The organism is Pseudomonas sp. MWU12-3103b (assembly GCF_023100615.1).
Lineage (GTDB): Bacteria > Pseudomonadota > Gammaproteobacteria > Pseudomonadales > Pseudomonadaceae > Aquipseudomonas > Aquipseudomonas putida_A.
In genome coordinates this window covers 134,123-157,784 of record NZ_JALMEY010000006.1, presented here as the reverse complement: position 1 = coordinate 157,784, position 23,662 = coordinate 134,123, and the positions used below count along the sequence as shown (strand labels likewise).

Genomic DNA, 23,662 nt, shown 5'->3' with positions numbered 1-23,662 from the left:
GATGTCTTCAACCACTCAAAAAAATATCGATATCAAAAAAAGCCTGGTTGAGGCGATTCTGGCCGGCCTGATTGCCCTGATCGTGTTCGGCCCGATTGTCGGCGTCGTGCTCGAAGGCTACAGCTTCAACCTCGAACCAACCCGCGTGGCGTGGATCATCGGCATTGTCATGATCGGCCGCTTTGCCTTGAGCCTGTTTCTGCAGACGCCCAAGGGCCTGAAGATTCTCGATGGATTCGAGAGCACCGGCTCCGGTGTGCATGTGCTGCCTGCCGATCACAAATCACGCCTGCGCTGGATCATTCCGCTGTTGATTGTGCTGGCGGTGATTGTGCCGTTTGTCTCCAACTCGTACCTGCTGGGCGTGGTCATCCTCGGGCTGATCTACGTGCTGCTGGGTCTGGGGCTGAACATTGTGGTCGGGCTGGCCGGTCTGCTCGATCTCGGTTACGTGGCTTTTTACGCCATCGGCGCCTATGGTCTGGCGCTGGGTTATCAATACCTCGGGCTGGGCTTCTGGACCGTGCTGCCACTGGCGGCAATCACTGCCGGTTTGGCCGGCTGCATCCTCGGTTTCCCGGTGCTGCGTCTGCACGGCGACTATCTGGCGATCGTGACCCTGGGCTTCGGTGAAATCATTCGCCTGATCCTTAACAACTGGCTGTCGCTGACCGGCGGGCCGAACGGCATGCCGGCGCCATTGCCGACCTTCTTCGGTCTGGAATTCGGCAAGCGGGCCAAGGATGGCGGGGTGCCGTTCCATGAGTTCTTCGGCATCGCCTACAACCCGGACGTGAAGTATTACTTCATCTACACGGTTTTGTTCCTGGTGGTACTGGCCGTGCTGTACATCAAGCATCGTCTGGTGAAAATGCCGGTGGGTCGCGCCTGGGAAGCCCTGCGCGAAGATGAAATCGCCTGCCGCTCGATGGGCCTCAACCACGTACTGGTCAAGCTTTCGGCGTTCACCATCGGCGCATCGACCGCGGGCCTGGCCGGGGTGTTTTTCGCCACCTATCAAGGCTTCGTCAACCCGACCTCGTTCACCTTCTTCGAATCGGCGCTGATCCTCGCCATCGTCGTGCTCGGCGGCATGGGCTCGACCATCGGCGTGGTGATTGCGGCATTCGTGTTGACGGTTGCTCCGGAACTGCTGCGCGGCTTCGCTGAATACCGCGTGCTGCTGTTCGGCATCCTGATGGTGTTGATGATGATCTGGCGACCTCGCGGGCTGATTCGCATCAGCCGTACCGGGGTCACTCCACGTAAAGGTGCCATTCACTATGAGAGGACTGCGCCATGAGTGAAGTCGTACTCTCTGTGGAAAAACTGATGATGCACTTCGGTGGCATCAAGGCCCTGAGCGATGTCAGCCTCAAGGTCAAACGCAACTCGATCTTCGCCCTGATCGGCCCCAACGGCGCCGGCAAGACCACGGTGTTCAACTGCCTGACCGGGTTCTACAAGGCCTCCGGCGGCAAGATCGAACTCAACGTGCGCGGCAAGCAGACCAACGTCATCCAACTGCTGGGCGAGTCGTTCAAACCGACCGACTTCGTCTCGCCGAAAAGCTTCCTCAGTCGCCTGTATTACAAGATGTTTGGTGGCACGCACCTGGTGAACCGCGCCGGCCTGGCCCGGACCTTCCAGAACATTCGCCTGTTCAAGGAAATGTCGGTGCTGGAGAACCTGCTGGTGGCGCAGCACATGTGGGTCAACCGCAACATGCTCGCCGGCATCCTCAACACCAAGGGCTACCGCAAGGCCGAAAGTGATGCGCTGGACTGCGCGTTCTACTGGCTGGAAGTGGTCGATCTGGTGGACTGCGCCAACCGTCTGGCCGGTGAACTGTCCTACGGCCAGCAACGCCGTCTGGAAATCGCCCGGGCCATGTGCACGCGGCCGCAGATCATCTGCCTCGACGAACCGGCTGCTGGCCTCAACCCTCAGGAAACCGAAGCGCTGAGCGCGATGATCCGGCTGCTGCGCGACGAGCACGATCTGACCGTGGTGCTGATCGAACACGACATGGGCATGGTCATGAGCATTTCCGACCACATCGTGGTGCTGGATCACGGCGTGGTCATCGCCGAAGGCGGGCCTGAAGCCATTCGCAACGATCCGAAAGTGATTGCCGCCTACTTGGGCGCCGACGAAGAGGAGCTGGTATGAGCAAACCGATCCTCGAACTGAAAGACCTGGACGTGTTCTACGGCCCGATCCAGGCCCTCAAGGGCGTGTCGCTGCAGATCAACGAAGGCGAGACCGTCAGCCTGATCGGCTCCAACGGCGCGGGTAAATCGACGCTGCTGATGTCGATCTTCGGCCAGCCGCGCGCGGCGAGTGGGCAGATCCTCTATCAAGGCGTCGACATCACCCACAAGTCCTCGCACTACATCGCCTCCAACGGCATCGCGCAGTCGCCGGAAGGGCGGCGGGTGTTCCCCGACATGACCGTCGAGGAGAACCTGCTGATGGGTACCATCCCGATCGGCGACAAATATGCCAAGGAGGATATGCAGCGCATGTTCGAGCTGTTCCCGCGGCTCGAAGAGCGCCGCACTCAGCGGGCGATGACCATGTCCGGCGGCGAGCAGCAGATGCTCGCCATTGCCCGTGCGCTGATGAGCCGGCCAAAGCTGTTGTTGCTCGATGAACCGAGCCTGGGCCTGGCGCCGATCGTGGTGAAGCAGATCTTCGCCACCCTGCGGGAACTGGCGAAAACCGGCATGACCATTTTCCTCGTCGAGCAGAACGCCAACCATGCGCTGAAGCTGTCGGATCGGGCGTATGTGATGGTCAACGGCGAGATTCGTCTGACCGGTACCGGTAAGGAGTTGTTGGTGAATGAGGAGGTGCGTAACGCTTATCTGGGCGGGCACTGATTCTACTTGAGTTGTCCACAAGCCCCGCGACGTAAGTCCCGGGGCTTTTTACATCCCAAGTCCCGCACAAATCCCTTGTGGGAGCGGGCTTGCTCGCGAAGAGGGTGTGTCAGATAACGCCGTGTTTTATGACACATCCTCTTCGCGAGCAAGCCCGCTCCCACAGTTGATCTGCGCCAGATTTCAGAATTGTGGAAAACAAATTCCCATAGCTGCCAAAGCGCGACATATAGACGCTGCAAATGGCTGTTTTTCCACAGTTTTGACTTGTCCCCGATTACTGTGGAGCTGGCTGTGAATAACGTGGGAGTAGCTGGCTGAAGCCCTTGTGTTCCGTGGCTTGCAGGCTGGTGATCGCTTTTTGATCAGGCGTTTTTGCTGGAGCTGAAGACGCTGTTGTCAACCTTTTTCTAGGCTGTTCTGTAGAGACAATTACGTGTGAGCAAGCCTGTGGATAAGTCTGTGACTAAACTCTGGAAAGACTCCGCTGAGGGCCGTAATTACTGGCCTCGCGCAATCACTGCACTGACCGTCCGGTCGTGCAAAATGCCATCTCCGGCACAACAGCGGCTTCAGGGTCAAGCAAAAAACTTTCTGTTTCCTGCGCAAAGCCTTGTATGGCGCGGCTTTGCGCGTTTCCACTTGCCCCCGGAAACTGTGGAAGGGACTGTGGATAACGTGCGTGCACATGGCTACAGGCCACGGCAGGTATGGCGTAGCGACGGTTGATCAAAATTTGATCGGAAGTTGTCCCGGTGCGGGTGTTGCTCGTAAATGCCGGGCCGGGCATGCTGGCTGCTGATTTTCTATTCCAATGGCTGCGCTGGCGGCCGACGCAAGGAGAACACGATGTCCAACACCCTGTTTATTACCGGCGCAACCTCCGGTTTTGGTGAAGCCTGTGCCCGTCGTTTCGCCGAGGCTGGCTGGAAACTGGTGTTGACCGGCCGTCGTGCAGAACGTCTCGACGCGCTGTGCGCCGAGTTGTCGAAGCAGACTGAAGTGCATGGCCTGGTGCTCGACGTGCGTGACCGCAAGGCGATGGAAGAGGCAATTGCCAATCTGCCGCCGTCGTTCGCCAAGCTGCGTGGCCTGATCAACAACGCCGGGCTGGCGCTGGGCGTCGATCCGGCACCCAAATGCGACCTCGACGACTGGGACACCATGGTCGACACCAACGTCAAGGGCCTGATGTACAGCACTCGTCTGCTGCTGCCGCGTTTGATCGCTCACGGCCGTGGCGCCGGTATCGTCAACCTCGGCTCCATCGCCGGCAACTACCCGTACCCGGGCAGCCACGTGTATGGCGCGACCAAGGCGTTCGTTAAGCAATTCTCGCTGAACCTGCGTTGCGACCTGCAGGGCACTGGCGTGCGTGTCAGCAACATCGAGCCGGGTCTGTGCGAAAGCGAGTTCTCGCTGGTGCGCTTTGCCGGTGACCAGGAACGCTACAACGCCACTTACGCCGGTGCCGAGCCGATCCAGCCGCAGGACATCGCCGAGACCATCTTCTGGGTGCTCAACGCCCCGGCGCACATCAACATCAACAGCCTGGAGCTGATGCCGGTGAGCCAGACCTGGGCGGGGTTTGCGATCGAGCGTAACAAGGCCTGACACCGCGTTGAGGCCATTCGCGAGCAAGCTCGCTCCCACATTTGATCGCGGTCTCATGTGGGAGCGAGCTTGCTCGCGAAGGGGCCGTCACAGGCAATAAATACCGATAAGGTAAACTCTCCTCGCAACAACCCCATCGCACCCTGCGGTTTTCAAGGTTTTCGAGGAGTTAAAGTGAGTAACCGAGGTGAGCAGTCACTGCTCAAACAATCGACCATCCTGATGTTCGCGGTGTCGATTGCCGGGATCGTCACCGGTTTTGTTTCAGGTTCGCAATCCATCCTTTTCGATGGTTTTTTCTCGCTGATCGCAACGTTCATCAAAGTGCTGATGCTGATCACAGCCAAGCTGATCGCCAAAGAAAGCAATCACCGCTTTCAGTTCGGTTTCTGGCATCTGGAGCCGATGGTGCTGCTGATCGAAGGCAGCTTCCTGCTGTTGATCGCGATCTATGCGTTTCTCAACGGTGTGTTCGGCATCATCAACGGTGGCCGCGAGATCGAGCTGGGCTTGGTGATCATTTATGCGGCGGTGTTCACCGTCGTCGAATTCGCCTATTTCTTCTACGTGCGTCGGCGCAATCGCAAGCTCAAGTCCAGCCTGATCCAGTTCGACAACATCAGTTGGCTGGTGGACGCGATGCTCTCGGTCGGCCTGTTGATCAGTTTTCTCGCCGCGTTGCTGCTCAAGGCCCAGGGCTTTGACGAGTGGGCGAAGTTTGTCGACCCGCTGATCCTGATCGTGCTGGCGCTGACCATGTTGCCACCGGCGTTCAAGATCCTCGGCCCGGCGCTGCGTGATGTACTGGGTATTGCCCCGGACACCCTGGATGATCAGGTGCGTCAGGTCATGGAAGCGGCGAAGGTCGAGCATGGTTTCGATGATTACGTGACCTACGTGCAGAAGCACGGGCGGGCGCGGTTTATCGAGATTCATGTGGTGTTGCCGGCGGATTATGCGCTGAGCAGCGTAGGTCAGCTGGATGTGTTGCGGGAGGAAATCTCGGCGCAGCTCGGCGAGCCGGATGCGGCACGCTGGTTGACGATCAGCTTTACCGGTGACAAGAAGTGGATTGCCTAGAGACCGTGTAACGGCTATTCGCGAGCAAGCCCGCTCCCACAGGGATCCAGGCTGTTCACAGATTATGTGTTCGCCGAAATTCCCATGTGGGAGCGGGCTTGCTCGCGAAAGCTATTTTTCAATCAACGCAGATATTCAGCCAGCCCGCTGTAGCACGTCGCCAAGTGATAAGGCGTCGTTGAAGGCATGTCCTTGCGGCTGACCTCTCCCAGCTCATCTCGGCATTCATGCCACCCGCCCGCGTGCAGAAAACGCTGCTGCAGCGCCTGCAACTGGCGCAGCACGGTGCCTTCGCTGTTCGGGCGCAAGGTCAGGGCGCGCAGGTATTCCGCCTGCGCCCAGATGCGCTGAGTCGAATCTTTCGGGCGACCGTCCAGTTCCAGATCGAGCATTGCCCGCACGGCGCCGGACGGCTGTTCAACGCCGAATTGCTCGGTGAAAGCGAAGGCTCGCTCCAGCGCCGCGTGCAGTTTCGAACCACGCAGCAGGGCTGAAGACTCAAGCAGGAAATACCATTCGAACTGATGCCCTGGCTCGTACCAGTTATCCACAGCCCCCAGTGGTTTTTCCATCAACACGCCATGTTGCGGGTCGACGAACTGCTTGTGCATGGCTGTGCATAACTCGACCAGCGCTTTCTGCGTCGCCGCGTCTTCGCGTACCTCGAGGGTGGCGAGGAACGCCTCGGCCAGGTGCATCAGCGGGTTTTGCAGCGGGCCGGTTTGCAGGGTGATCCAGTCGCGGTCCAGGCACGCTTCGTACAGGCCGTCACCGGTGGCGAAGCGCCGACCGATGATTTCCAGTGCGGCGTTGAGCGTGGATTCCACCAGCGGCTCCCGGGACTTGGCCCAGTAATGGGCGCAGGCGAACAGGATGAAGGCGTGGGTGTAGAGGTCTTTGCGCTGATCCAGCGGCTTGCCTTGCGCGTCGATGCTGTAGAACCAGCCGCCGTGCTCGGCGTCGTGGAAATGCCGTTGCAGCGAGCGAAACAGCGCGGTGGCGCGCACCTCGGCGTTATCCACAACCCCGATCAGGCTGGAAAACAGATACAGCTGCCGTGCGCAGGCCATCGCCCGATAGCGTTGCGGTGGCAAAGGTTGATGCGCCGCGTCGAGTGCCTCGTAGGGCAGCGCCATGTCGGCGTTCCAGCCCGGGCCTTGCCAAAGCGGCACGATCACGTTCAGAAAGTGCTGTTGCACATCGCTGAACAGGGCGGTCAATTCGGGCAGGGAGGTGGAGCGGCAAGCATGGGGCATTGGCGGACGTCGTCACGGCTGGGGCGATTGCGCGACATGGTAGCAGAGCCGCGTCCTTTAGAGACGCGGTGTCTGTCAGACCGCTTTCGCGAGCAAGCCCGCTCCCACACTGGAATTGTGCTGTACACAAAACCTGTGGGAGCGGGCTTGCTCGCGAAGAGGCCGGTTCAGGCGATAAAGATCAGCCGGCCAGCAACCATGCACCGGTCACCGCCGAAGCAGCCCCCGCCACTCGCACCAATGGTGCAGCAGCCTGAGGCAACACGCGCACCAGGCCATAACCCACCGCATGCAGCGCCGCCGTCGCCGCGACAAAACCGGCGGCATACGCCCAAGGGCTGCTCATGTCCGGCAGCTCCAGGCCATGCGCCACGCCATGGAACAGCGCAAACAACGCCGTTGCCGCCACCGCCATCACCAGCGGTGGACGCACCGCCAGTGCCACTGCCAGACCCAGCGCCAGCACCGAAGCGGCGATCCCGCTTTCCAGCGCCGGCAACTCCAGCCCTTCAAAACCGAGCATGCCGCCGATCAGCATGGTGCCGACAAACGTGCACGGTAGCGCCCAGCGCGCCGCGCCTTGTTGCTGCGCGGCCCACAGGCCGACCGCGACCATCGCCAGCAAATGGTCGAGGCCACCGATCGGGTGGCTGATGCCGGCGACCAGACCGCTGTCGCCGTGGCCCGGGTGGGCGAAGGCGAGTGCCGGGGTCAGCAGCAGCGCCACAGCGCCGAGAATGCGTTTGAGTGTCATGGGTAAGCTTCCTTGTTGGTCAATAAGTCAGGCGGCGTTCAGCAGGCCTTGGCGCTCGATGAAGGCGATGATCTCTTCCAGGCCCTGGCCGGTTTTCTGGTTGCTGAAGACGAATGGCTTGCCGTTGCGCATGCGCTGGGTGTCGCTATCCATCATTTCCAGCGAAGCACCGACCAGCGGCGCCAGGTCGATCTTGTTGATCACCAGCAGATCGGACTTGCAGATCCCCGGGCCGCCCTTGCGCGGCAGCTTGTCGCCGGCGGAGACGTCGATCACGTAAATGGTCAGGTCTGACAGCTCCGGGCTGAAGGTTGCCGACAGGTTGTCGCCACCGGATTCCACCAGAATCAGGTCCAGCCCCGGAAAGCGCCGGTTCAGTTGATCGACGGCTTCGAGGTTGATCGAAGCGTCTTCGCGGATTGCCGTGTGCGGGCAGCCACCGGTTTCCACGCCGATGATCCGCTCCGGTGCCAGCGCTTCGTTGCGCACCAGAAAGTCGGCGTCTTCGCGGGTGTAGATGTCGTTGGTAACGACGGCCAGGTTGTAGCGATCGCGCAACGCCAGGCACAGGGCCAGGGTCAATGCAGTCTTGCCGGAACCGACCGGGCCGCCGATGCCGACGCGCAGGGGTTGTGTGTTCATGTGCTTCTCCAAGATGACAGGCCCTAAGAGCGAAACAGACGGCTGTATTGGCGCTCATGCGCCATGCACGCCAGGGACAGGCCGAATGCGGCGCTGCCGATGTGTTCGGGATTGATGCGGGTGGCGTCCTGCTGCGCCTGTTGCAGCAGCGGCAACAGTTCGCTGGTCAGGCGCTGGGCGGCTTGCTGGCCCAGCGGCAGGGTTTTCATCAGTACCGCGAGCTGGTTTTCCAGCCAGCTCCACAGCCACGCGGCGAGCGCATCCTGTGGGCTGATTTGCCAGGCGCGGGCAGCCAGTGCCCAGCCAAGAGCCAGGTGCGGTTCGGCGCATTGCTCAAGAAAGCTGCGGGCCGGCGCGTCGAGTTCCGGCAAACCGTTGAGCAATTGCTGCAGCGAGTAACCCATCTGCCGGCTCTCCAGATGCAACTCACGGGTCTCGCGACTGGCACGGTGGATTTCGCAGAGATGCAGCAACTCGGGCCAGTTTTCCTCGGCCGCGGCCTGACAATGAGCCAGCAGCAGCGGCGCCTCGAAACGGGCGAGGTTGAGCAGTAGTTGATCGCTGATCCAGCGGCGGGCGCTGTCCGGGTTGTTCACGCGGCCGTTATCCACCGCCATTTCCAGGCCTTGCGAATAGCTGTAGCCGCCAATCGGCAGTTGCGGACTGGCCAGGCGCAACAGCGCCCAGGCCGGGTTCACAGACGTACGCCGAACTGATGGAGTTTGGGCGCGTAGTTGAAATCTTCGTCGCCATGCCGCGAATGGTGATGGCCGCCGCCGTAGGCACCGTGTTCCGGTTGGAACGGCGCTTCTATCGCCTCGACCTGGGCGCCGAGCTGTTCGAGCATGGCCTTGAGCACGTAATCGTCGAGCAAACGCAGCCAGCCATCGCCGACTTGCAAGGCGACGTGGCGATTGCCCAGATGATAGGCGGCGCGGGTCAGTTCGAAGGCATTGGCGCAGGTGACGTGCAGCAGTTGCTCGGGGCGGGCGCAGACGCGAACGATGCGGCCGTCCTCGGCCTGCAGGCATTCGCCGTCATATAACGGTGCCTGACCGCGCTCCAGAAACAACCCGACGTCTTCGCCATCGGCACTGAAACAGCGCAGACGGCTTTTGCTCCGCGCTTCGAAGGTCAGGTGCAACTCGGCGGACCAGACAGGTTGAGGGTCGATTCTGCGATGAATCACCAGCATCGGAAAGCTTCCAGCAGTGGACTTGTAGGAGGGCTAGAGCAAGGGGCTTGCCAACCGGACGAGATGTAGGAAATCCCTGTCGGAGCGTAGAGGATGTTTCAAGATGTTGCAGAATTTTGGAAGGTTTTGGTGCGTGAAGATTTTTACATGCACCAAATGTGAGCGGCGGTGCATGACCAATGTGGGAGCGGGCTTGCTCGCGAAAGCGGTGCATCAGTCAACAATGAAGTGACTGACCCACCGCTTTCGCGAGCAAGCCCGCTCCCACAGGGGATCAGTGTTGTGTCAGAGAAAGAGAGAGGGAATTACTCGGTACTGCCCAACCCTTGCCAGTGCTTGAGGCCGATAAAGATGAAGCGCAATTGCTGGGTGATCTTCGCCTGTGGCGTCAGATGCTCCGGCAGGGCCTCGGCGGGCGGGTCAATGATGTCCGGCAGAGTGGCGAACACCGATTTGACGATCAGGTCGGCGATTACGCTCAGCCCGGCAGCGTCCAGATGCTGCAACTTGGGCATCAATGTCAGGTCGGCCGCGAGGTCGGCGCTGATGTTTTCGCGCAGACGGCCAATCGCCTGACGCACCGGCTGCGAGCCGCCGTATTGCTCACGAGCGAGAAACAGGAACTGCGAACGGTTGGCGCTGACCACGTCGAGGAAGATCCGCACCGACGCATCGATGATCCCGCCCATGACGAATTCGTTGTGGCGGACCAGGCGGATGGTTTCGCGGAAGGTCTGACCGACTTCACTGACCAGCACCAGACCCAGCTCGTCCATGTCAGCGAAATGCCGATAGAAACCGGTGGGCACGATGCCGGCGGTCTTGGTCACTTCGCGCAGGCTCAGGCTGCCGAAACCTCGGCCGCTTTCCATCAAATGGCGGGCGGCGTCCATCAGGGCGTTGCGGGTCTGTTGTTTCTGTTCGGCGCGGGGCAGCATCGCAAAGGCGTTTTCTTGAGCGGGACAAGCGCCGCACTCTAGCAAATCGGCTTTGCTGGCGTCGAACGGCAGGGGGAAAAGTCAGCAGGAAAAAAGGTTTCGCAGATTGTCGGTACTGAAAAAGTCAAAAGCCCAATCCGGTGATTGGGCTTTTTTTCCAGGCCGCCATGGGCTTAGCTCAAAGCGCTGTTGCGTTCGATCACACGGTCACCACCGCCTTCGGCAACGGCTTGGCCCAGTGGGGTTTTATCGAAACCGTCTTCAGCCAGGGTCTGGCCTTGTGGAGTTTTGTCATAGCCGTCTTCAACCAGACCTTTCTGTTCCAGGCGATCACGGCCGCCTTCTGCTACAGCTTGACCTTGTGGGGTCTTGTCGTAGCCATCTTCAACCAGACCTTTTTCTTCCAGACGATGACGACCGTTTTCAGCCAGAGTCTGACCTTGTGGGGTACGGTCGCTGCCGTCAGCCGCCACAGTCTGGCTGAACACCGAGTGGCTGGATTTCACTTGTGGGGTAGCCTGATCGGCAGCGGGCAGGGCAAAAGCGGTGCTGGCTAGCATCGACAGGGTAAGGCTGAGCAGTAATTGGCGTTTCATGATGGGTTGCTCCTTGGGAGGGCGATAAAGTGGGTACGAAGCCAATGCTACTCTCGATAAGTCGATATAAAAGTTCATAAACGCAATGGTAATAATCAACAGAATTGATTGTTCTGCGGAAGCGCTCTAGCTCGGGCATTTGCGGGCGGTGGTTTTGCACCGCAGTGGGTATTTTCGACTCACTCGCGCCTCGCAAATGTGCGGGCAGCGGTAACGCTGTTCGACCAATCGGTCAGCATTCGGGCGATTTTTTGCCGCGGAATCTATATTCCGATTAAACCTGCGCACTGTTTGCCAGTCGTAGAATTCATGAGGGCCGCTTTGGCCCGCCGTTTCAGCTGTGCGTCGCGAAGTCGGCGTGCGGTCGTCATCAGGAGTTTTGTGCATGACGCGCACCGGAAAAATCTTCAGTTGGACCTTCGCCATCCTCGTACTGCTGTTGGCGGTACTGGTTCTGATCATCGTGTTCTTCGACTGGAACCGGATCAAACCGCCGCTCAACGCCAAAGTCTCGGAAGAATTGCATCGTCCGTTCGCCATCAATGGCAACCTCGCGGTGATCTGGCAGCGCGAGCCGGACGAGGGCGGCTGGCGGGCCTGGGTGCCGTGGCCGCACGTGGTAGCTGAAGACCTGACGCTGGGCAACCCGGATTGGTCGAAGCAGCCGCAGATGGTTACGCTCAAACGTGTGGAACTACGCATCTCGCCGCTGGCACTGCTGGCGCAACGGGTGACGATCCCGCGCATCGACCTGACCGAACCCAACGCGCAACTGCAACGCCTGGCCGATGGCCGCGCCAACTGGACCTTCAAGTTCGACCCGAAAGACCCGAATGCCGAACCGTCGAACTGGGTGGTGGACATTGGTGCGATTGGTTTCGACAAGGGCCACGTCACCCTGGATGACCAGACACTCAAGACGAATCTCGACGTGTTGATCGATCCGCTGGGCAAACCGATTCCGTTCAGCGATATCGTCGGCGCCAAAGCCGCGAAGACCGCGCAGGACAAGGGCGCCGCGCCGCAGGACTATGCATTCGCGCTGAAGGTCAAAGGCCAGTACCACGGTCAGAATCTTACCGGCCAGGGCAAGATCGGCGGATTACTGGCGTTGCAGGACGCGAACAAGCCATTCCCGCTGCAGGCCCAGGCGAAGATCGGCGCCACCAGCATCGAACTCGCCGGCACCCTGACCGACCCGCTGAACCTTGGCGCTCTTGATCTGCGTCTGAAACTGGCCGGCGCCAGCCTCGGCAACCTCTATCCACTGACCGGCGTGACCCTGCCGGACACGCCGCCGTACGCCACCGACGGCCATCTGATTGCCAAATTGCATGACGCCGCCGGTGCGAAATTCACCTATGAACAATTCAACGGCAAGATCGGCGGCAGTGACATTCACGGCGATCTGACCTACGTCGCCAGCCAGCCTCGGCCCAAACTGAGCGGAGCGTTGCTGTCCAATCAATTGCTGTTCGCCGACCTCGCGCCGCTGATCGGCGCCGACTCGAATGACAAGCAAAAGGCCCGCGGCGGCGAGAGCAAGCAGCCGACCGACAAAGTGCTGCCGGTGGAAGAATTCAAGACCGACCGCTGGCGCGCGATGGATGCCGACGTCGAGTTCACCGGCAAGCGCATCGTCCACAGCGAAAAGCTGCCGTTCACCGACCTCTATACCCACCTGAAACTCAACGACGGCGAACTCAGCCTCGAACCGCTGCGCTTCGGCGTGGCCGGCGGCAATCTGGACGCGCAGATCCGCCTCAACGGTCGCACCGAACCGCTGGAAGGCCGGGCCAAACTGACTGCGCGCGGCTTCAAGCTCAAGCAGTTGTTCCCGACCTTCGAACCGATGAAAACCAGCTTCGGTGAGCTCAACGGTGATGCTGATATCAGCGGTCGCGGCAACTCGGTGGCCAAGCTGCTTGGCGGCGCCAATGGCCAGTTGAAGATGCTGATCAACGACGGCGCGATCAGCCGTGAACTGATGGAACTGGCGGGACTCAACGTCGGCAACTACGTGGTCGGCAAGATTTTTGGCGACAAGGAAGTGAAGATCAACTGCGCGGCGGCGGACTTCGACATCAAGACTGGCCTGGCGACCACGCGGTTGTTTGTGTTCGATACCGAGAACGCGATCATTTACATCGACGGCACGGCGAACATGGCCACCGAGCAACTGGATCTGACGGTGACACCAGAGTCCAAAGGCTGGCGTCTGATTTCGCTGCGTTCACCGTTGTACGTGCGCGGCAAGTTCATCAAGCCGGATGCAGGTGTGAAGGCTGTGCCGTTGATGCTACGCGGCGCGGGGATGGTTGCACTGGGCGTGATTGCTGCACCGGCGGCGGGGTTGTTGGCGCTGGTGGCGCCGAGCGGTGGGGAGCCGAACCAGTGTGCGCCTCTGCTTGAGCAGATGAAGGCGGGCAAGGCGCCAGTGACCGTCAAGCCAACCAAGTAAATCTTCAGCGTCTGTAAACGCGTCATCGCGAGCAGGCTCACTCCTACAGGTACAGCGCAAAACTTGTAGGAGTGAGCCTGCTCGCGATAGCGGTATCAAAGGTTCAGAGGTCTTTCAGAATGTCGGCCATGTCATCCGCGTGCTCTTCTTCCTGCGCGAGGATGTCTTCGAAGATGCGCCGAGTGGTCGGGTCTTTCTCGCCGATGTACTGGATGATCTCGCGGTAGCTGTCGATCGCGATTCGTTCGGCCACCAGGTCTTCGTAGACCATTTCCTTCAAGGTGTTCCCGGCCACGTATTGGGCGTGGGACATTTTCGACAGCAGGTCCGGATTGAACTCCGGCTCGCCGCCCAGTTGCACGATGCGCTCGGCCAGACGGTCGGCGTGTTGCGCTTCCTGGGTCGCGTGTTCGAGGAACTCTTCCGCGGCCACGTGGGCTTTCACGCCGTTGGCCATGAAGTAATGACGCTTGTAACGCAGCACGCAGACCAGCTCGGTGGCCAGCGACTCGTTGAGCAAGCGCAGCACCTCGTCACGGTCGGCGCTGTAGCTCTCGGTTACCGCGCCGTTCTCGACGTGTTGTCGCGCACGTTCGCGCAGGGTTTTGACATCTGACAAGTGCAGGTCGTCGCTCATGTTGATCTCCAGGAGGCTAATCCAATGGCGCCACGCTCTACAGGCGTGATCGGTTACCCAAGTTGTGAGTCCTGAGCGACGCAAAAAGTTTTATGAGATTTCCGGCGACCTTGGTACCAGCCCGGACAACTGCGCTTCTTCGCGCAACCAGGCAAAAAATGCCCGCACCGGCGGATGCCGCTCCCGTCCCGGCACACACAGCGCGCTGTATCCGGCACCATCGACTTGCACCTGCCCCTTGTACGGCACCAGCAACCCACTGGCGACGCTCTGCGAGACCAGAATATTGCTCGCCAGCACTAGACCTTGCCCGGCAATCGCCGCTTGCAGCGCGTAATGCTCTTCGTCGTATTCGCGAATCGCCGGATGCTGGTTCAACCAGTTTTCGCCTGAGCCAGCGCACCACGCTTCCCAGCCATGGGCATACAGCTTCGAGTTGTGCCAGCGCACGCTGATCAGCGCCGGCGTGCGCCGGGCGGCCAACGCCACCTGTTCCGGCGAGCCATACACGCCGAAGGTCTCATCGAACAGGCACAAGCCGTAAAGGTTAGGGTAATCGTCGAGGCTATAGCGCAGCACCAGATCGACGCTGGCGTCCTGATGCAGGTCGATGACTTCGCAGTGGGTATCGAGGCGCACGTTGATGTGCGGGTGTTGCGCATAAAACCTTCCGAGGCGCGGCACCAGCCACAGCGCGGCAAACGCGGCGGTGGTCGACAGTGTCAGGTTGCTGCCGCTGCGTTGCGGACGCAGGGTGTCGACGCTTTGCGCGACTTCCAGTAGCGCGCCGTGCAGGCTGCGAAACAGTCGCTCGCCCCCTTCGGTCAGGCGCACCTGACGCGGCAAACGCTCGAACAGCGTCACGCCGAGCCAGTCTTCCAGTGCACGAATCTGATGAGAAATCGCCGTCGGCGTAACCGACAACTCTTCGGCAGCGGCCTTGAAGCTCAACAGCCGCGAAGCGGATTCGAAGGCGCGCAGGGCGGTCAGCGGCAACGAGGCGAACATTGAATACTCCATGGATGAAACAGATTCATCCCGACTGATTTTTGCTCATTTGAGACAGCGGCGGGTCGGCGCCAATCTGGCGCTACACAGCCATTCAAGTCTAGTCCCAAGGAGATTCAGATGAGCAAGATTCTTGCGATCCATGCCAGTCCACGGGGTGACCGTTCGCATTCACGGCGCCTCGCGGAAAGCTTTCTCAGTGCCTGGCAATTACGTCATCCGCAGGCGCAGGTCACCCGCCGTGAAGTCGGACGGGCGCTGATTCCAGCGGTCAACGAAGCGTTTGTGGCGGCGGCTTTTTACCCTGAACCCGAAGCACGGCCGTTGTCTATGCAGGCCGATCTGGCGCTCAGCGATCAACTGGTCGGCGAGTTGTTCGAGCATGACCTGCTGCTGATTTCCACGCCGATGTACAACTTCAGCGTGCCCAGCGGTCTCAAGGCCTGGGTCGATCAGATCGTACGGTTGGGCCTGACGTTCGACCACACCCTGGACAACGGCATCGCTCAATACACCCCGCTGCTGCAGGGCAAGAAAGCGCTGATCGTCACCAGTCGTGGCGGTTTCGGCTTCGGCCCGGGTGGTGAGCTGGAAGCCCTCAACCACGCCGATCCATGGCTGCGCACGGCGCTGGGTTTCGTCGGCATCAACGACGTCAGCGTGGTCGCGGCCGAGGGCGAGGAGTCGGCCGAGCGCACCTTCGCGGTATCAGTGGCCGAGGCCGAGCAGCGTTTGCTCGACCTCGCCCGGACGTTCTAAGTGGCCTGGCTGTTCCTGCTGATCGCCGCCGGTTTCGAGGTGACTTTCGCCATGGGCATGAAGTACGCCGAAGGCTTCACCCGCTTGTGGCCGTCGCTGATCACGGTGGTGGCGGCGATTGGCGGGATTTACTTCCTGACGTTGGCGCTGCGCGAGTTGCCGGTGAGCATCGCCTATCCGATCTGGACGGCGATCGGCTCGCTGGGCACGGTGTTTCTCGGTTTTGCCCTGCTCGGCGAGAGTCTGACCCTGGTCAAACTGCTGTCAGTGGGGCTGATTGTGGCGGGGGTGGTGGGCCTGAAGTAGGCTGATGGTGCAGTTGTCATCATCAAGGAGGAGGCTTGGCGGGCGTTTTGCACGTCTGGCATCCACTCAGCGACCACAAGGATGTTTGCCCATGTCACAAAGTTCGGCGACACGTTATCCACTGGTACTGGTGCCGGGCATGCTCGGGTTTATCCGGCTGCTGCTGTATCCGTACTGGTACGGCATCATCAAGGCGTTGCGCCGTGGCGGGTCGACGGTGATTGCGGTGCAGGTGTCGCCGCTCAATTCCACCGAGGTGCGTGGCGAGCAGTTGCTGGCGCGCATCGACGAGATTCTGCGCGAGACCGGCGCCGCCAGAGTCAATCTGTTCGGCCACAGCCAGGGCTCGCTGACCGCCCGTTATGCCGCTGCCAAACGACCGGATTTGATTGCCTCGGTAACGTCCGTGGCCGGGCCCAATCACGGTTCTGAACTGGCCGACTATCTGCAGAAACACTACCCGGCGAACAGCGCCAAGGGCCGCATGCTTGAGGTGCTGTTGCGTTTTGTCGGCTGGCTGATGGCGTTGCTGGAAACCGGTTATCACGGGCCGAAACTGCCGGTGGACATCCACGCTTCGCATCAATCGCTGACCAGTGAAGGCGTGGCGCTGTTCAATCAGCGTTATCCACAGGGCCTGCCCGAGACATGGGGCGGTCACGGGCCGGAAGAGGTCAACGGCGTGCGTTATTACTCGTGGTCGGGGACGTTGCAACCGGGCAAAACTGATCGCGGTGGCAACCTGTTCGACGGCACCAACCGCAGCTGCCGCTTGTTCGCGAAAACCTTCGTGCGCGAGCCGGGGCAGTGTGACGGGATGGTCGGGCGTTACAGCTCGCACCTCGGCACGGTGATTGGCGACGACTATCCGCTGGATCACTTCGACATCGTCAATCAGTCGCTGGGGCTGGTGGGGAAGGGCGCGGATCCGGTGCGGTTGTTTGTCGAGCATGCGGCGCGGCTAAAGGCTGCCGGATTGTGACTCGCTTTTGTGGCGAGGGGATTCATCCCCGATGGGCTGCGCAGCAGCCCTTGTTTTGAGATAAATAGCGGGGTCGCTTCGCGCCCCATCGGGGATAAATCCCCTCACCACAGGGCCAGATCAGGCAACGCTGAGTTTTCGGCCTAGAACGGTGGTCCAGCGCTCCGACAGAATCACCCCACCCAACGTCAACACCCCACCCACCAGGTGATACATCGCCAACTGCTCCTTCAACACCACCGCCGCAATCAGCGCGGTAATCAACGGCAGCAAGTTAAAGAACAAGGTCGTGCGACTCGGCCCCAGACGCTGCACCGCCTGCATCCACGCCAGCGGCGCAAGCATCGAGGCCAGCAGGCACGCATACAGCACCAGCGGAATGTTCTGCGCGGTGAAGCCGGTTTTCGGCGAGGCGGCGTACAGCGGAAACAGCACCACAATCGCCACCAGCACCTGCAGGTACAACAACACCAGCGGCGGCAGGCGCAGCTGCCATTTTTTCAGCAGGGTGCTGTAAATCGCGTAGGCCAGGGTGGCAATCAGCATCATCGCGTCACCCAGGTTCACTCCATGTTGCAGCAGCGCGCCGAGGCTGCCGGACGACACCACCACCAGCACGCCGGCGAACGACAGCACCGCGCCGAACAGCGCACCGGCAGTCAGGCGCTGGCCGAGGCTGATGATTGCCATAGCCAGCGACATCAGCGGCATCAGCGACAGGATGATGCCCATGTTGGTCGCCGTGGTCAGCGTCGCGGCGAAGTAGGCGAGGCTTTGATAGACCGCCATCCCGAGCACGCCGAGGATGAAGATCTTGCCCAGGTTCGGGCGGATCTGCGGCCAGTGCGCGATCACCGCTTTGAGCATGAACGGGGTGAACAGCAGCCCGGCGAGCAGCCAGCGGTAGAAACCGATCTCGGCGGGGAAGATCGCCCCGACCGCCAGTTTGTTGATCACGGTGTTGCCGGCCCAGATGAAAATCGCCAGCAGGGGAAACGCGTATTGCATGGGGTTAAAACCAGTACGTTGATGAACGCTGATTATCCCTTGTCTGGATGCAGGCCTATACTGCGAAACGGACAACCTGCCTCTGCAACCGGACAGCATGAACAGCAAGCACATCGATCTGCTGGATTTCAGCGAACTGCCGTCGGCGGTGTACTTCCGCTATGCCGACTTCAACGCCCATGAATACGCGGCGCCGCACCGTCATCCGTGGGGCACGCTGGAGTACGCGGCCCACGGCGTGCTGCACATGGACGTCGACGGCAACCGCTTCATGTCGCCGCCGCACTACGCGGTGTGGGTGCCGCCGCAGGTCGAGCACAGTTTCTACAGCCATCAACCGGTCAACTACCGCGCGGTGTGCCTCGATCCGAAGGTTTGCGCCGATCTGCCGCCGCGCGCCTGCACGCTGGCAATCAGCGACATCCTCAAGGCGATTCTCAAGGACTTCGCCGCCCGCGACGTGAAAATCCCCGAACTCGACGCCGACCAGCGTCTGGCCCAGGTGTTGGTCGATCAATTGCAACAGGCGCCGGTGCATGAATGTTATCTGCCGTACGCAAGCAATCCCGGGTTGCTGGCGATTCTCGACGCCTTGCAGGCCGATCCGGGCAATAACCTCCCGCTGGCGCACTGGGCGGCGCAAGTGCACGTCAGTGAACGCACGCTGGCCCGGCAGTTCGTGCGCGAACTGGGACTGAGTTTCGGAGAATGGCGTCAGCGCCTGCGTTATCTCGCGGCCATCGAGGCGCTGGAAGGTACCCGCAGCGTGCAGGAAATCGCCTTCGATCTCGGCTACAGCAGCGGCTCGGCGTTCATTGCCATGTTTGCCCGGCAGGCCGGGTGTACGCCGGAACAGTATCGGCGTAGCCACCTGGAAGGCAGGAAGGTGTAACAAGATTTGGCTACACTTCAGCGGAGGCCGCATCCATCGATGCGGCGACAAGGAGAAAACTCCATGAAGATGTTGCGTGTCCCTTTGTTGATGATCGGTCTGCTCCTGTGTTCCCAGGGTTTCGCCGCCACGGCGCAACAGAACAAAATGACCACCTGCAATGCTGACGCTACCGCCAAAAGCCTCAAGGGCGACGAGCGCAAGACTTTCATGAGCACCTGCCTCAAGGCTGCACCGGCCGCCAATGACGGCAAAGTGCTGACCCCGCAGCAGGAAAAAATGAAAACCTGCAACGCCGACGCGAAAACCAAGGCGCTGACTGGCGATGCGCGCAAGACCTTCATGAGTGATTGCCTGAAGAAAAAGTAAGCACTTGAGTCTTGTGGTGAGCGGGCTGGCCTCTTCGCGAGCAAGCTCGCTCCCACAGGAGTGCGCATTCCAATGTGGGAGCGAGCTTGCTCGCGAAGGGGCCATTGAGCACGACAATAGCCCCTGCATATCCCTAGTGCTCTCCCCGGATCGCTGGCAGACTGCCAATCCTTTTACGCCGTTCGTTTTGAGGCTGTATGCCAACGTTTTCTGAGCGTCATGTTGTGTTTTGGGTCAGCTGCATCATCATTTGCGGCGGTTTGTTGCTGGCGTTGCCGCTGCGCTTGTTGCCCAGCCTGCTGGCCGGTTTGCTGGTGTTCGAGCTGGTCAACATGCTCACCCCGCAACTGCAACGGCTGATCGAAGGTCGGCGTGCTCGCTGGCTGGCGGTGGCACTGCTGGGCACTCTGGTGGTCAGTGTGCTGGCGCTGATCTTTGCCGGTGCCATCAGTTTCCTGCTGCACGAAGCGGAAAACCCGGGCGCCTCGCTCGACAAATTCATGGGCGTGGTCGATCGCGCGCGCGGGCAACTGCCGCCGTTTCTCGATGCCTACCTGCCGGCCAGCGCAGCGGAATTTCGCGTGGCCATCGGCGAATGGGCGAGCAAGCACCTGTCCGAGCTGCAACTGGTAGGCAAGGACGCGGCGCATATGTTCGTCACCCTGCTGATCGGCATGGTCCTCGGCGCGATCATTGCCCTGCAGCGAGTACCGGATCTGACCAAGCGCAAACCGCTGGCCGCGGCCCTGTTCGACCGTCTGCACCTGGTGGTTCAAGCCTTTCGCAACATCGTCTTCGCGCAGATCAAGATTTCCCTGCTGAACACGTTCTTCACCGCGATTTTCCTGGTGGTGGTCTTGCCGCTGTTCGGTATCAAGCTGCCGCTGACCAAGACCCTGATCGTCCTGACCTTTCTGCTCGGCCTGCTGCCGGTGATCGGCAACCTGATGTCGAACACGCTGATCACCATCGTCGGTCTGTCGCTGTCGATCTGGGTGGCGGTGGCGGCGCTGGGCTATCTGATCTTTATCCACAAGCTCGAATACTTCCTCAACGCGCGCATCGTCGGCGGGCAGATCAGTGCCAAGTCGTGGGAATTACTGCTGGCGATGCTGGTGTTCGAAGCCGCGTTCGGCCTGCCGGGAGTGGTGGCGGGGCCGATTTATTACGCGTATCTGAAGAGTGAGTTGAAGCTGGGCGGGATGGTTTGATTCAAGCCTTATAGCGTTTGAAAGTGCCCTTTCGCGAGCAAGCCCGCTCCCACAGGTTCAGTGTGATCCTGTGGGAGCGGGCTTGCTCGCGAATGGCGCGCCGCTGATTCTGGATCAGGCCATCGAACCGTAGCGCTTCATCGCCTCAATCGCCAGACCGCTGCCAATGCTGCCAAAGATATTCCCTTCAACATGTCGCGCATTCGGCAGCATCGCCGAAACGCTGTTGCGCAGCGCCGGAATGCCGCTTGAACCGCCGGTGAAGAACACCGTATCTACCTGCGCCACCGACACGTTGGCATCGTTCAACAGCTGCGTAACGCTGCCGCGCACGCGTTCAAGCAAGGCGTCGATCGACGATTCGAACAGGGCGCGGCTCAGTTCCACGCTCAGGCCCGGCTCAATACGGTCCAGCGGTACGTGGCGGCTGTCGGCATGGGTCAGCTGGATCTTGGTTTCTTCGACTTCCATCGCCAGCCAGTGCCCGGCGCGCTGTTCGATCAGCTTGAACAGACGGTCGATACCGCCGGTGTCTTCAATGTCGTAGCGCATGCTGCCCAGCGCCAGGGTGGATTTCTGCGAGTACACCGAGTTGATGGTGTGCCAGGTCGCCAGGTTCATGTGGTGACTGGTCGGCATGTAGGCGCCGCTCTTCATCCGGCTGCCGTAGCCGAACAGCGGCATCAGGCCTTGCAGGCTCAGCTGTTTGTCGAAGTCGGTCCCGCCGATGTGCACGCCGCCGGTGGCGAGGATGTCATCGTGGCGGTTGTCCATGCCGCGACGTTCGGGCGACAGACGTACCAGCGAGAAGTCCGAAGTACCACCGCCGATGTCGACGATCAGCACCAGCTCTTCTTTTTCGATGGTCGACTCGTAGTCGAATGCCGCGGCGATCGGTTCGTACTGGAACGACACGTCCTTGAAGCCGAGCTTGCGCGCCACTTCGACAAGGGTGTCTTCGGCTTCCTGGTCAGCCAGCGGGTCGTCATCGACGAAAAACACCGGACGCCCCAGCACCACTTGTTCGAACTCGCGACCGGCGGCCGTTTCGGCACGGCTCTTGAGCTGACCGATGAACAGACCCAACAGATCCTTGAACGGCATCGCCGTGCCGAGAACGCTGGTGTCGTGCTTGATCAGCTTGGAACCGAGCAGGCTCTTGAGCGAGCGCATCAGCCGGCCTTCGTAGCCTTCCAGGTATTCGTGCAGGGCCAGACGACCGTAAACCGGACGGCGCTCTTCGATGTTGAAGAAGACCACCGACGGCAGGGTGATCTTGTCGTCTTCCAGCGCGATCATCGTTTCCATGCCGGGGCGCAGCCAGCCGACGGTGGAGTTGGAGGTGCCGAAGTCGATACCGCAGGCACGGGCTGGAGAGGCGTTGTTCATGTCTTTCGGGTTCCGGTCAAAAAACGGCCGCGCAGTGTATGTCAGTGCGCGGCAGATTCGAAGGCCGGTCATCTGCTATTTCACGACTAAGCTTCTTGAAAGTCGCAGCTTCGCCCCAAACTTGCTGGCATGGGCCGGCAGACATACCGGCGGTCGCAAGAACCGTCGTCCACTGCCGATAAACTTCTGCTGCGCCACCCGGTCACAAAGTTGAGATCGGTCAACCCGGCACGCGCGAATGAGCGCATGCTGGCCTCGGCGCGAAATCGATAACGGATGGTGATTCCTTCGATGGACTTCAAAGACTATTACAAGATACTCGGCGTGGAGCCGACAGCGGACGACAAGGCAATCAAGGCTGCCTATCGCAAGCTGGCGCGCAAATACCACCCCGATGTCAGCAAGGAAAAAGACGCCGAGGCCAAGTTCAAGGACGCCTCGGAAGCCTATGAAGCGCTGAAAAGCGCCGACAAACGCGCCGAATATGACGAGCTGCGCCGTTATGGCCAGCACGGTCAGCCGTTCCAGGGCCCGCCGGGCTGGCAGAGCCGTGGCGGTTTTGGCGGCGGCGGTGGCGACACCGGCGACTTCTCGGACTTCTTCAGTTCGATCTTCGGTAATCGCGGCGCCGGTTTCGGTGGCGAAGGTCGGCAACAACGCAGTGCAGGGCGCCGAGGGCAAGACGTGGAAATGGAACTGCCGGTCTTCCTTGAGGAGACTTTGTCGGACGAGTCGAAGAAGGTCAGCTTTCAGGTCCCGCAATACAACGCCAACGGTCAGCACGTCAGCAACACCAGCAAGAGCCTGAACGTGAAGATCCCGGCGGGCGTCACCGACGGCGAGCGCATCCGCCTCAAAGGCCAGGGCGCACCGGGCATCGGTGGCGGCGCCAATGGCGACCTGTACCTGACCATTCGCTTTGCGCCGCATCCGAAATTCGATGTCGAAGGCGAAAATCTGATCATCACCTTGCCATTGGCACCGTGGGAGCTGGCGTTGGGCGCTGAAGTGGCGGTGCCGACCCTGACCGGTAAGATCAACCTCAAGGTTCCGGCCGGCAGCCAGAATGGCCAGCGCATGCGTGCCAAGGGTCATGGCTTGAAAAACAAGGCCGGTGAGCGCGGTTATCTGTTCGTGCAGCTCAAGGCCGTGATGCCGAAAACCTCGGACGACGAGGTCAAGGCGCTGTGGCAGGAACTGGCTAAGAAAGCCGCGTTCAATCCACGCGAGAACTTCTGAATTCGACGACGGAGTAGCCCATCATGAGCAGCCCCCTGATCGTTCAACTGGACATGGCAGAATTCTGTGAGGCGGCCGATCTGTCGGACGTCTACGTGATCGAAATCGTCGAACACGGCATCCTCGAACCTCAGGGCGCGCAGCCCCGGGAATGGCGGTTCACCGACTACGAGTTGAGCCTGGCCAAGCGCGCCGCGAAGTTGCGGCGCGAGCTGGAGCTGGAGTGGGAGGGCGTCGCGCTGGCGCTTGATCTGCTTGATGAAGTGAAGGAATTGCGCGCCGAGAATCGCATGCTGCGCCAGCGGTTGGGGCGTTTGGTGGTCGAATAGTTTTACCGTTGGTTTTTGAGTGTTTTTGCCGGCCCCTTCGCGAGCAAGCCCGCTCCCACAGGAGATCGCGATCTAAATGTGGGAGCGGGCTTGCTCGCGAAGAACGATTACG

At 60.5% G+C, this 23,662-nt stretch carries 25 protein-coding genes; 14 read left to right on the top strand and 11 right to left on the bottom strand.

Annotated features, from left to right (window positions below):
• The first annotated feature begins 1 nt into the window (after position 1).
• From livM to M0808_RS12260, 5 genes are all read left to right on the top strand, one after another.
• Entirely contained in the window at positions 2-1,303 is a 1,302-nt protein-coding gene (gene livM / locus M0808_RS12280) for a high-affinity branched-chain amino acid ABC transporter permease LivM (RefSeq protein WP_098966959.1), read from the top strand.
• Positions 1,300-2,172, top strand: a complete 873-nt coding sequence (locus tag M0808_RS12275; RefSeq protein ID WP_027613534.1) for an ATP-binding cassette domain-containing protein — start codon at positions 1,300-1,302, stop codon at positions 2,170-2,172. The genes livM and M0808_RS12275 overlap by 4 nt, the downstream gene beginning before the upstream one ends.
• Positions 2,169-2,885, top strand: a complete 717-nt coding sequence (locus M0808_RS12270; protein WP_134785311.1) for an ABC transporter ATP-binding protein — start codon at positions 2,169-2,171, stop codon at positions 2,883-2,885. Before M0808_RS12275 ends, M0808_RS12270 begins: the two co-directional genes overlap by 4 nt.
• An 849-nt stretch (positions 2,886-3,734) precedes the next feature.
• Positions 3,735-4,499, top strand: a complete 765-nt coding sequence (locus tag M0808_RS12265) for an SDR family oxidoreductase (RefSeq protein WP_027613536.1) — start codon at positions 3,735-3,737, stop codon at positions 4,497-4,499.
• A 174-nt stretch (positions 4,500-4,673) separates the two neighbouring features.
• Positions 4,674-5,579 (top strand): cation diffusion facilitator family transporter, encoded by a 906-nt coding sequence (locus M0808_RS12260; RefSeq protein WP_247841268.1) that lies wholly within the window; start codon positions 4,674-4,676, stop codon positions 5,577-5,579.
• A 122-nt stretch (positions 5,580-5,701) separates the two neighbouring features.
• On the opposite strand, the gene M0808_RS12255 is transcribed toward M0808_RS12260, so the two are convergent.
• From M0808_RS12255 to M0808_RS12225, 7 genes are all read right to left on the bottom strand, one after another.
• Positions 5,702-6,835, bottom strand: a complete 1,134-nt coding sequence (locus M0808_RS12255) for an AGE family epimerase/isomerase (RefSeq protein ID WP_225137293.1) — start codon at positions 6,833-6,835, stop codon at positions 5,702-5,704.
• Between the two features lie 181 nt (positions 6,836-7,016).
• On the bottom strand, positions 7,017-7,589 hold the full coding sequence (locus M0808_RS12250; protein WP_247841265.1) for a HupE/UreJ family protein: 573 nt from the start codon (positions 7,587-7,589) through the stop codon (positions 7,017-7,019).
• Between the two features lie 27 nt (positions 7,590-7,616).
• On the bottom strand, positions 7,617-8,231 hold the full coding sequence (ureG, locus tag M0808_RS12245) for an urease accessory protein UreG (RefSeq protein ID WP_007966946.1): 615 nt from the start codon (positions 8,229-8,231) through the stop codon (positions 7,617-7,619).
• 23 nt (positions 8,232-8,254) lie between these two features.
• Positions 8,255-8,929 (bottom strand): urease accessory protein UreF, encoded by a 675-nt coding sequence (locus M0808_RS12240; RefSeq protein WP_247841263.1) that lies wholly within the window; start codon positions 8,927-8,929, stop codon positions 8,255-8,257.
• Entirely contained in the window at positions 8,926-9,426 is a 501-nt protein-coding gene (ureE, locus tag M0808_RS12235) for an urease accessory protein UreE (protein ID WP_003221180.1), read from the bottom strand. The genes M0808_RS12240 and ureE overlap by 4 nt, the downstream gene beginning before the upstream one ends.
• A gap of 305 nt (positions 9,427-9,731) precedes the next feature.
• Positions 9,732-10,364: a TetR family transcriptional regulator gene (locus M0808_RS12230; protein WP_027613541.1), complete on the bottom strand. Its 633-nt coding sequence runs from the start codon at positions 10,362-10,364 to the stop codon at positions 9,732-9,734.
• Between the two features lie 173 nt (positions 10,365-10,537).
• Positions 10,538-10,960, bottom strand: a complete 423-nt coding sequence (locus M0808_RS12225; RefSeq protein ID WP_247841261.1) for a hypothetical protein — start codon at positions 10,958-10,960, stop codon at positions 10,538-10,540.
• Positions 10,961-11,345: 385 nt separating this feature from the next.
• Here M0808_RS12225 and M0808_RS12220 point away from each other — a divergent pair, with 385 nt between their 5' ends.
• Positions 11,346-13,421, top strand: a complete 2,076-nt coding sequence (locus tag M0808_RS12220) for an AsmA family protein (RefSeq protein ID WP_139053487.1) — start codon at positions 11,346-11,348, stop codon at positions 13,419-13,421.
• Positions 13,422-13,524: 103 nt separating this feature from the next.
• On the opposite strand, the gene M0808_RS12215 is transcribed toward M0808_RS12220, so the two are convergent.
• On the bottom strand, positions 13,525-14,058 hold the full coding sequence (locus tag M0808_RS12215; protein WP_027613544.1) for a ferritin-like domain-containing protein: 534 nt from the start codon (positions 14,056-14,058) through the stop codon (positions 13,525-13,527).
• Positions 14,059-14,148: 90 nt separating this feature from the next.
• Positions 14,149-15,078: a LysR substrate-binding domain-containing protein gene (locus M0808_RS12210; RefSeq protein ID WP_247841258.1), complete on the bottom strand. Its 930-nt coding sequence runs from the start codon at positions 15,076-15,078 to the stop codon at positions 14,149-14,151.
• 108 nt (positions 15,079-15,186) lie between these two features.
• On the opposite strand from M0808_RS12210, the gene M0808_RS12205 reads away from it, so the two are divergent.
• The 3 genes from M0808_RS12205 (at position 15,187) to M0808_RS12195 (ending at position 17,113) form a co-directional block, all read left to right on the top strand.
• Complete coding sequence (locus tag M0808_RS12205) at positions 15,187-15,825, top strand: NAD(P)H-dependent oxidoreductase (protein ID WP_247841257.1); 639 nt, start codon at positions 15,187-15,189, stop codon at positions 15,823-15,825.
• Positions 15,826-16,131, top strand: coding sequence for a multidrug efflux SMR transporter (locus M0808_RS12200; protein WP_135294853.1), 306 nt, complete (start codon positions 15,826-15,828; stop codon positions 16,129-16,131).
• A 91-nt stretch (positions 16,132-16,222) separates the two neighbouring features.
• Positions 16,223-17,113, top strand: a complete 891-nt coding sequence (locus M0808_RS12195) for a triacylglycerol lipase (RefSeq protein ID WP_247841255.1) — start codon at positions 16,223-16,225, stop codon at positions 17,111-17,113.
• A 120-nt stretch (positions 17,114-17,233) separates the two neighbouring features.
• Here M0808_RS12195 and M0808_RS12190 read toward each other — a convergent pair whose 3' ends face one another.
• On the bottom strand, positions 17,234-18,121 hold the full coding sequence (locus M0808_RS12190; protein ID WP_108181533.1) for a DMT family transporter: 888 nt from the start codon (positions 18,119-18,121) through the stop codon (positions 17,234-17,236).
• 97 nt (positions 18,122-18,218) lie between these two features.
• On the opposite strand from M0808_RS12190, the gene M0808_RS12185 reads away from it, so the two are divergent.
• From M0808_RS12185 to M0808_RS12175, 3 genes are all read left to right on the top strand, one after another.
• Positions 18,219-19,013 carry a helix-turn-helix transcriptional regulator gene (locus M0808_RS12185; protein ID WP_247841253.1) on the top strand — a complete coding sequence of 265 codons (795 nt, stop codon included), beginning with the start codon at positions 18,219-18,221 and terminating at the stop codon, positions 19,011-19,013.
• A gap of 63 nt (positions 19,014-19,076) precedes the next feature.
• A complete protein-coding gene (locus M0808_RS12180; protein ID WP_007966973.1) occupies positions 19,077-19,382 on the top strand; it encodes a PsiF family protein in 306 nt (101 codons plus the stop codon).
• A gap of 197 nt (positions 19,383-19,579) precedes the next feature.
• Positions 19,580-20,593 carry an AI-2E family transporter gene (locus M0808_RS12175; protein WP_027613551.1) on the top strand — a complete coding sequence of 338 codons (1,014 nt, stop codon included), beginning with the start codon at positions 19,580-19,582 and terminating at the stop codon, positions 20,591-20,593.
• 114 nt (positions 20,594-20,707) lie between these two features.
• On the opposite strand, the gene M0808_RS12170 is transcribed toward M0808_RS12175, so the two are convergent.
• Positions 20,708-21,982: an Hsp70 family protein gene (locus M0808_RS12170; protein WP_098966982.1), complete on the bottom strand. Its 1,275-nt coding sequence runs from the start codon at positions 21,980-21,982 to the stop codon at positions 20,708-20,710.
• 291 nt (positions 21,983-22,273) lie between these two features.
• Between M0808_RS12170 and M0808_RS12165 the strand changes: the two genes are divergently transcribed.
• Together M0808_RS12165 and M0808_RS12160 are read left to right on the top strand one after the other, a co-directional pair.
• Entirely contained in the window at positions 22,274-23,221 is a 948-nt protein-coding gene (locus tag M0808_RS12165) for a DnaJ C-terminal domain-containing protein (RefSeq protein WP_247841251.1), read from the top strand.
• 23 nt (positions 23,222-23,244) lie between these two features.
• Positions 23,245-23,550, top strand: a complete 306-nt coding sequence (locus M0808_RS12160; RefSeq protein WP_027613554.1) for a chaperone modulator CbpM — start codon at positions 23,245-23,247, stop codon at positions 23,548-23,550.
• The last annotated feature ends 112 nt before the right edge of the window (positions 23,551-23,662 follow it).

Bases quoted from the DNA above. Each gene is read 5' to 3' on its own strand.
- M0808_RS12275 (WP_027613534.1), top strand. From the start codon at position 1,300: ATGAGTGAAGTCGTACTCTCTGTGGAAAAACTGATGATGCACTTCGGT.
- M0808_RS12250 (WP_247841265.1), bottom strand. From the start codon at position 7,589: ATGACACTCAAACGCATTCTCGGCGCTGTGGCGCTGCTGCTGACCCCG.
- M0808_RS12215 (WP_027613544.1), bottom strand. From the start codon at position 14,058: ATGAGCGACGACCTGCACTTGTCAGATGTCAAAACCCTGCGCGAACGT.
- livM (WP_098966959.1), top strand. From the start codon at position 2: ATGTCTTCAACCACTCAAAAAAATATCGATATCAAAAAAAGCCTGGTT.
- M0808_RS12265 (WP_027613536.1), top strand. From the start codon at position 3,735: ATGTCCAACACCCTGTTTATTACCGGCGCAACCTCCGGTTTTGGTGAA.
- M0808_RS12205 (WP_247841257.1), top strand. From the start codon at position 15,187: ATGAGCAAGATTCTTGCGATCCATGCCAGTCCACGGGGTGACCGTTCG.
- M0808_RS12170 (WP_098966982.1), bottom strand. From the start codon at position 21,982: ATGAACAACGCCTCTCCAGCCCGTGCCTGCGGTATCGACTTCGGCACC.
- M0808_RS12190 (WP_108181533.1), bottom strand. From the start codon at position 18,121: ATGCAATACGCGTTTCCCCTGCTGGCGATTTTCATCTGGGCCGGCAAC.
- M0808_RS12255 (WP_225137293.1), bottom strand. From the start codon at position 6,835: ATGCCCCATGCTTGCCGCTCCACCTCCCTGCCCGAATTGACCGCCCTG.
- M0808_RS12185 (WP_247841253.1), top strand. From the start codon at position 18,219: ATGAACAGCAAGCACATCGATCTGCTGGATTTCAGCGAACTGCCGTCG.
- M0808_RS12195 (WP_247841255.1), top strand. From the start codon at position 16,223: ATGTCACAAAGTTCGGCGACACGTTATCCACTGGTACTGGTGCCGGGC.
- M0808_RS12175 (WP_027613551.1), top strand. From the start codon at position 19,580: ATGCCAACGTTTTCTGAGCGTCATGTTGTGTTTTGGGTCAGCTGCATC.
- M0808_RS12160 (WP_027613554.1), top strand. From the start codon at position 23,245: ATGAGCAGCCCCCTGATCGTTCAACTGGACATGGCAGAATTCTGTGAG.
- M0808_RS12180 (WP_007966973.1), top strand. From the start codon at position 19,077: ATGAAGATGTTGCGTGTCCCTTTGTTGATGATCGGTCTGCTCCTGTGT.
- M0808_RS12225 (WP_247841261.1), bottom strand. From the start codon at position 10,960: ATGAAACGCCAATTACTGCTCAGCCTTACCCTGTCGATGCTAGCCAGC.
- ureG (WP_007966946.1), bottom strand. From the start codon at position 8,231: ATGAACACACAACCCCTGCGCGTCGGCATCGGCGGCCCGGTCGGTTCC.
- M0808_RS12220 (WP_139053487.1), top strand. From the start codon at position 11,346: ATGACGCGCACCGGAAAAATCTTCAGTTGGACCTTCGCCATCCTCGTA.
- M0808_RS12165 (WP_247841251.1), top strand. From the start codon at position 22,274: ATGGACTTCAAAGACTATTACAAGATACTCGGCGTGGAGCCGACAGCG.
- ureE (WP_003221180.1), bottom strand. From the start codon at position 9,426: ATGCTGGTGATTCATCGCAGAATCGACCCTCAACCTGTCTGGTCCGCC.
- M0808_RS12210 (WP_247841258.1), bottom strand. From the start codon at position 15,078: ATGGAGTATTCAATGTTCGCCTCGTTGCCGCTGACCGCCCTGCGCGCC.
- M0808_RS12270 (WP_134785311.1), top strand. From the start codon at position 2,169: ATGAGCAAACCGATCCTCGAACTGAAAGACCTGGACGTGTTCTACGGC.
- M0808_RS12230 (WP_027613541.1), bottom strand. From the start codon at position 10,364: ATGCTGCCCCGCGCCGAACAGAAACAACAGACCCGCAACGCCCTGATG.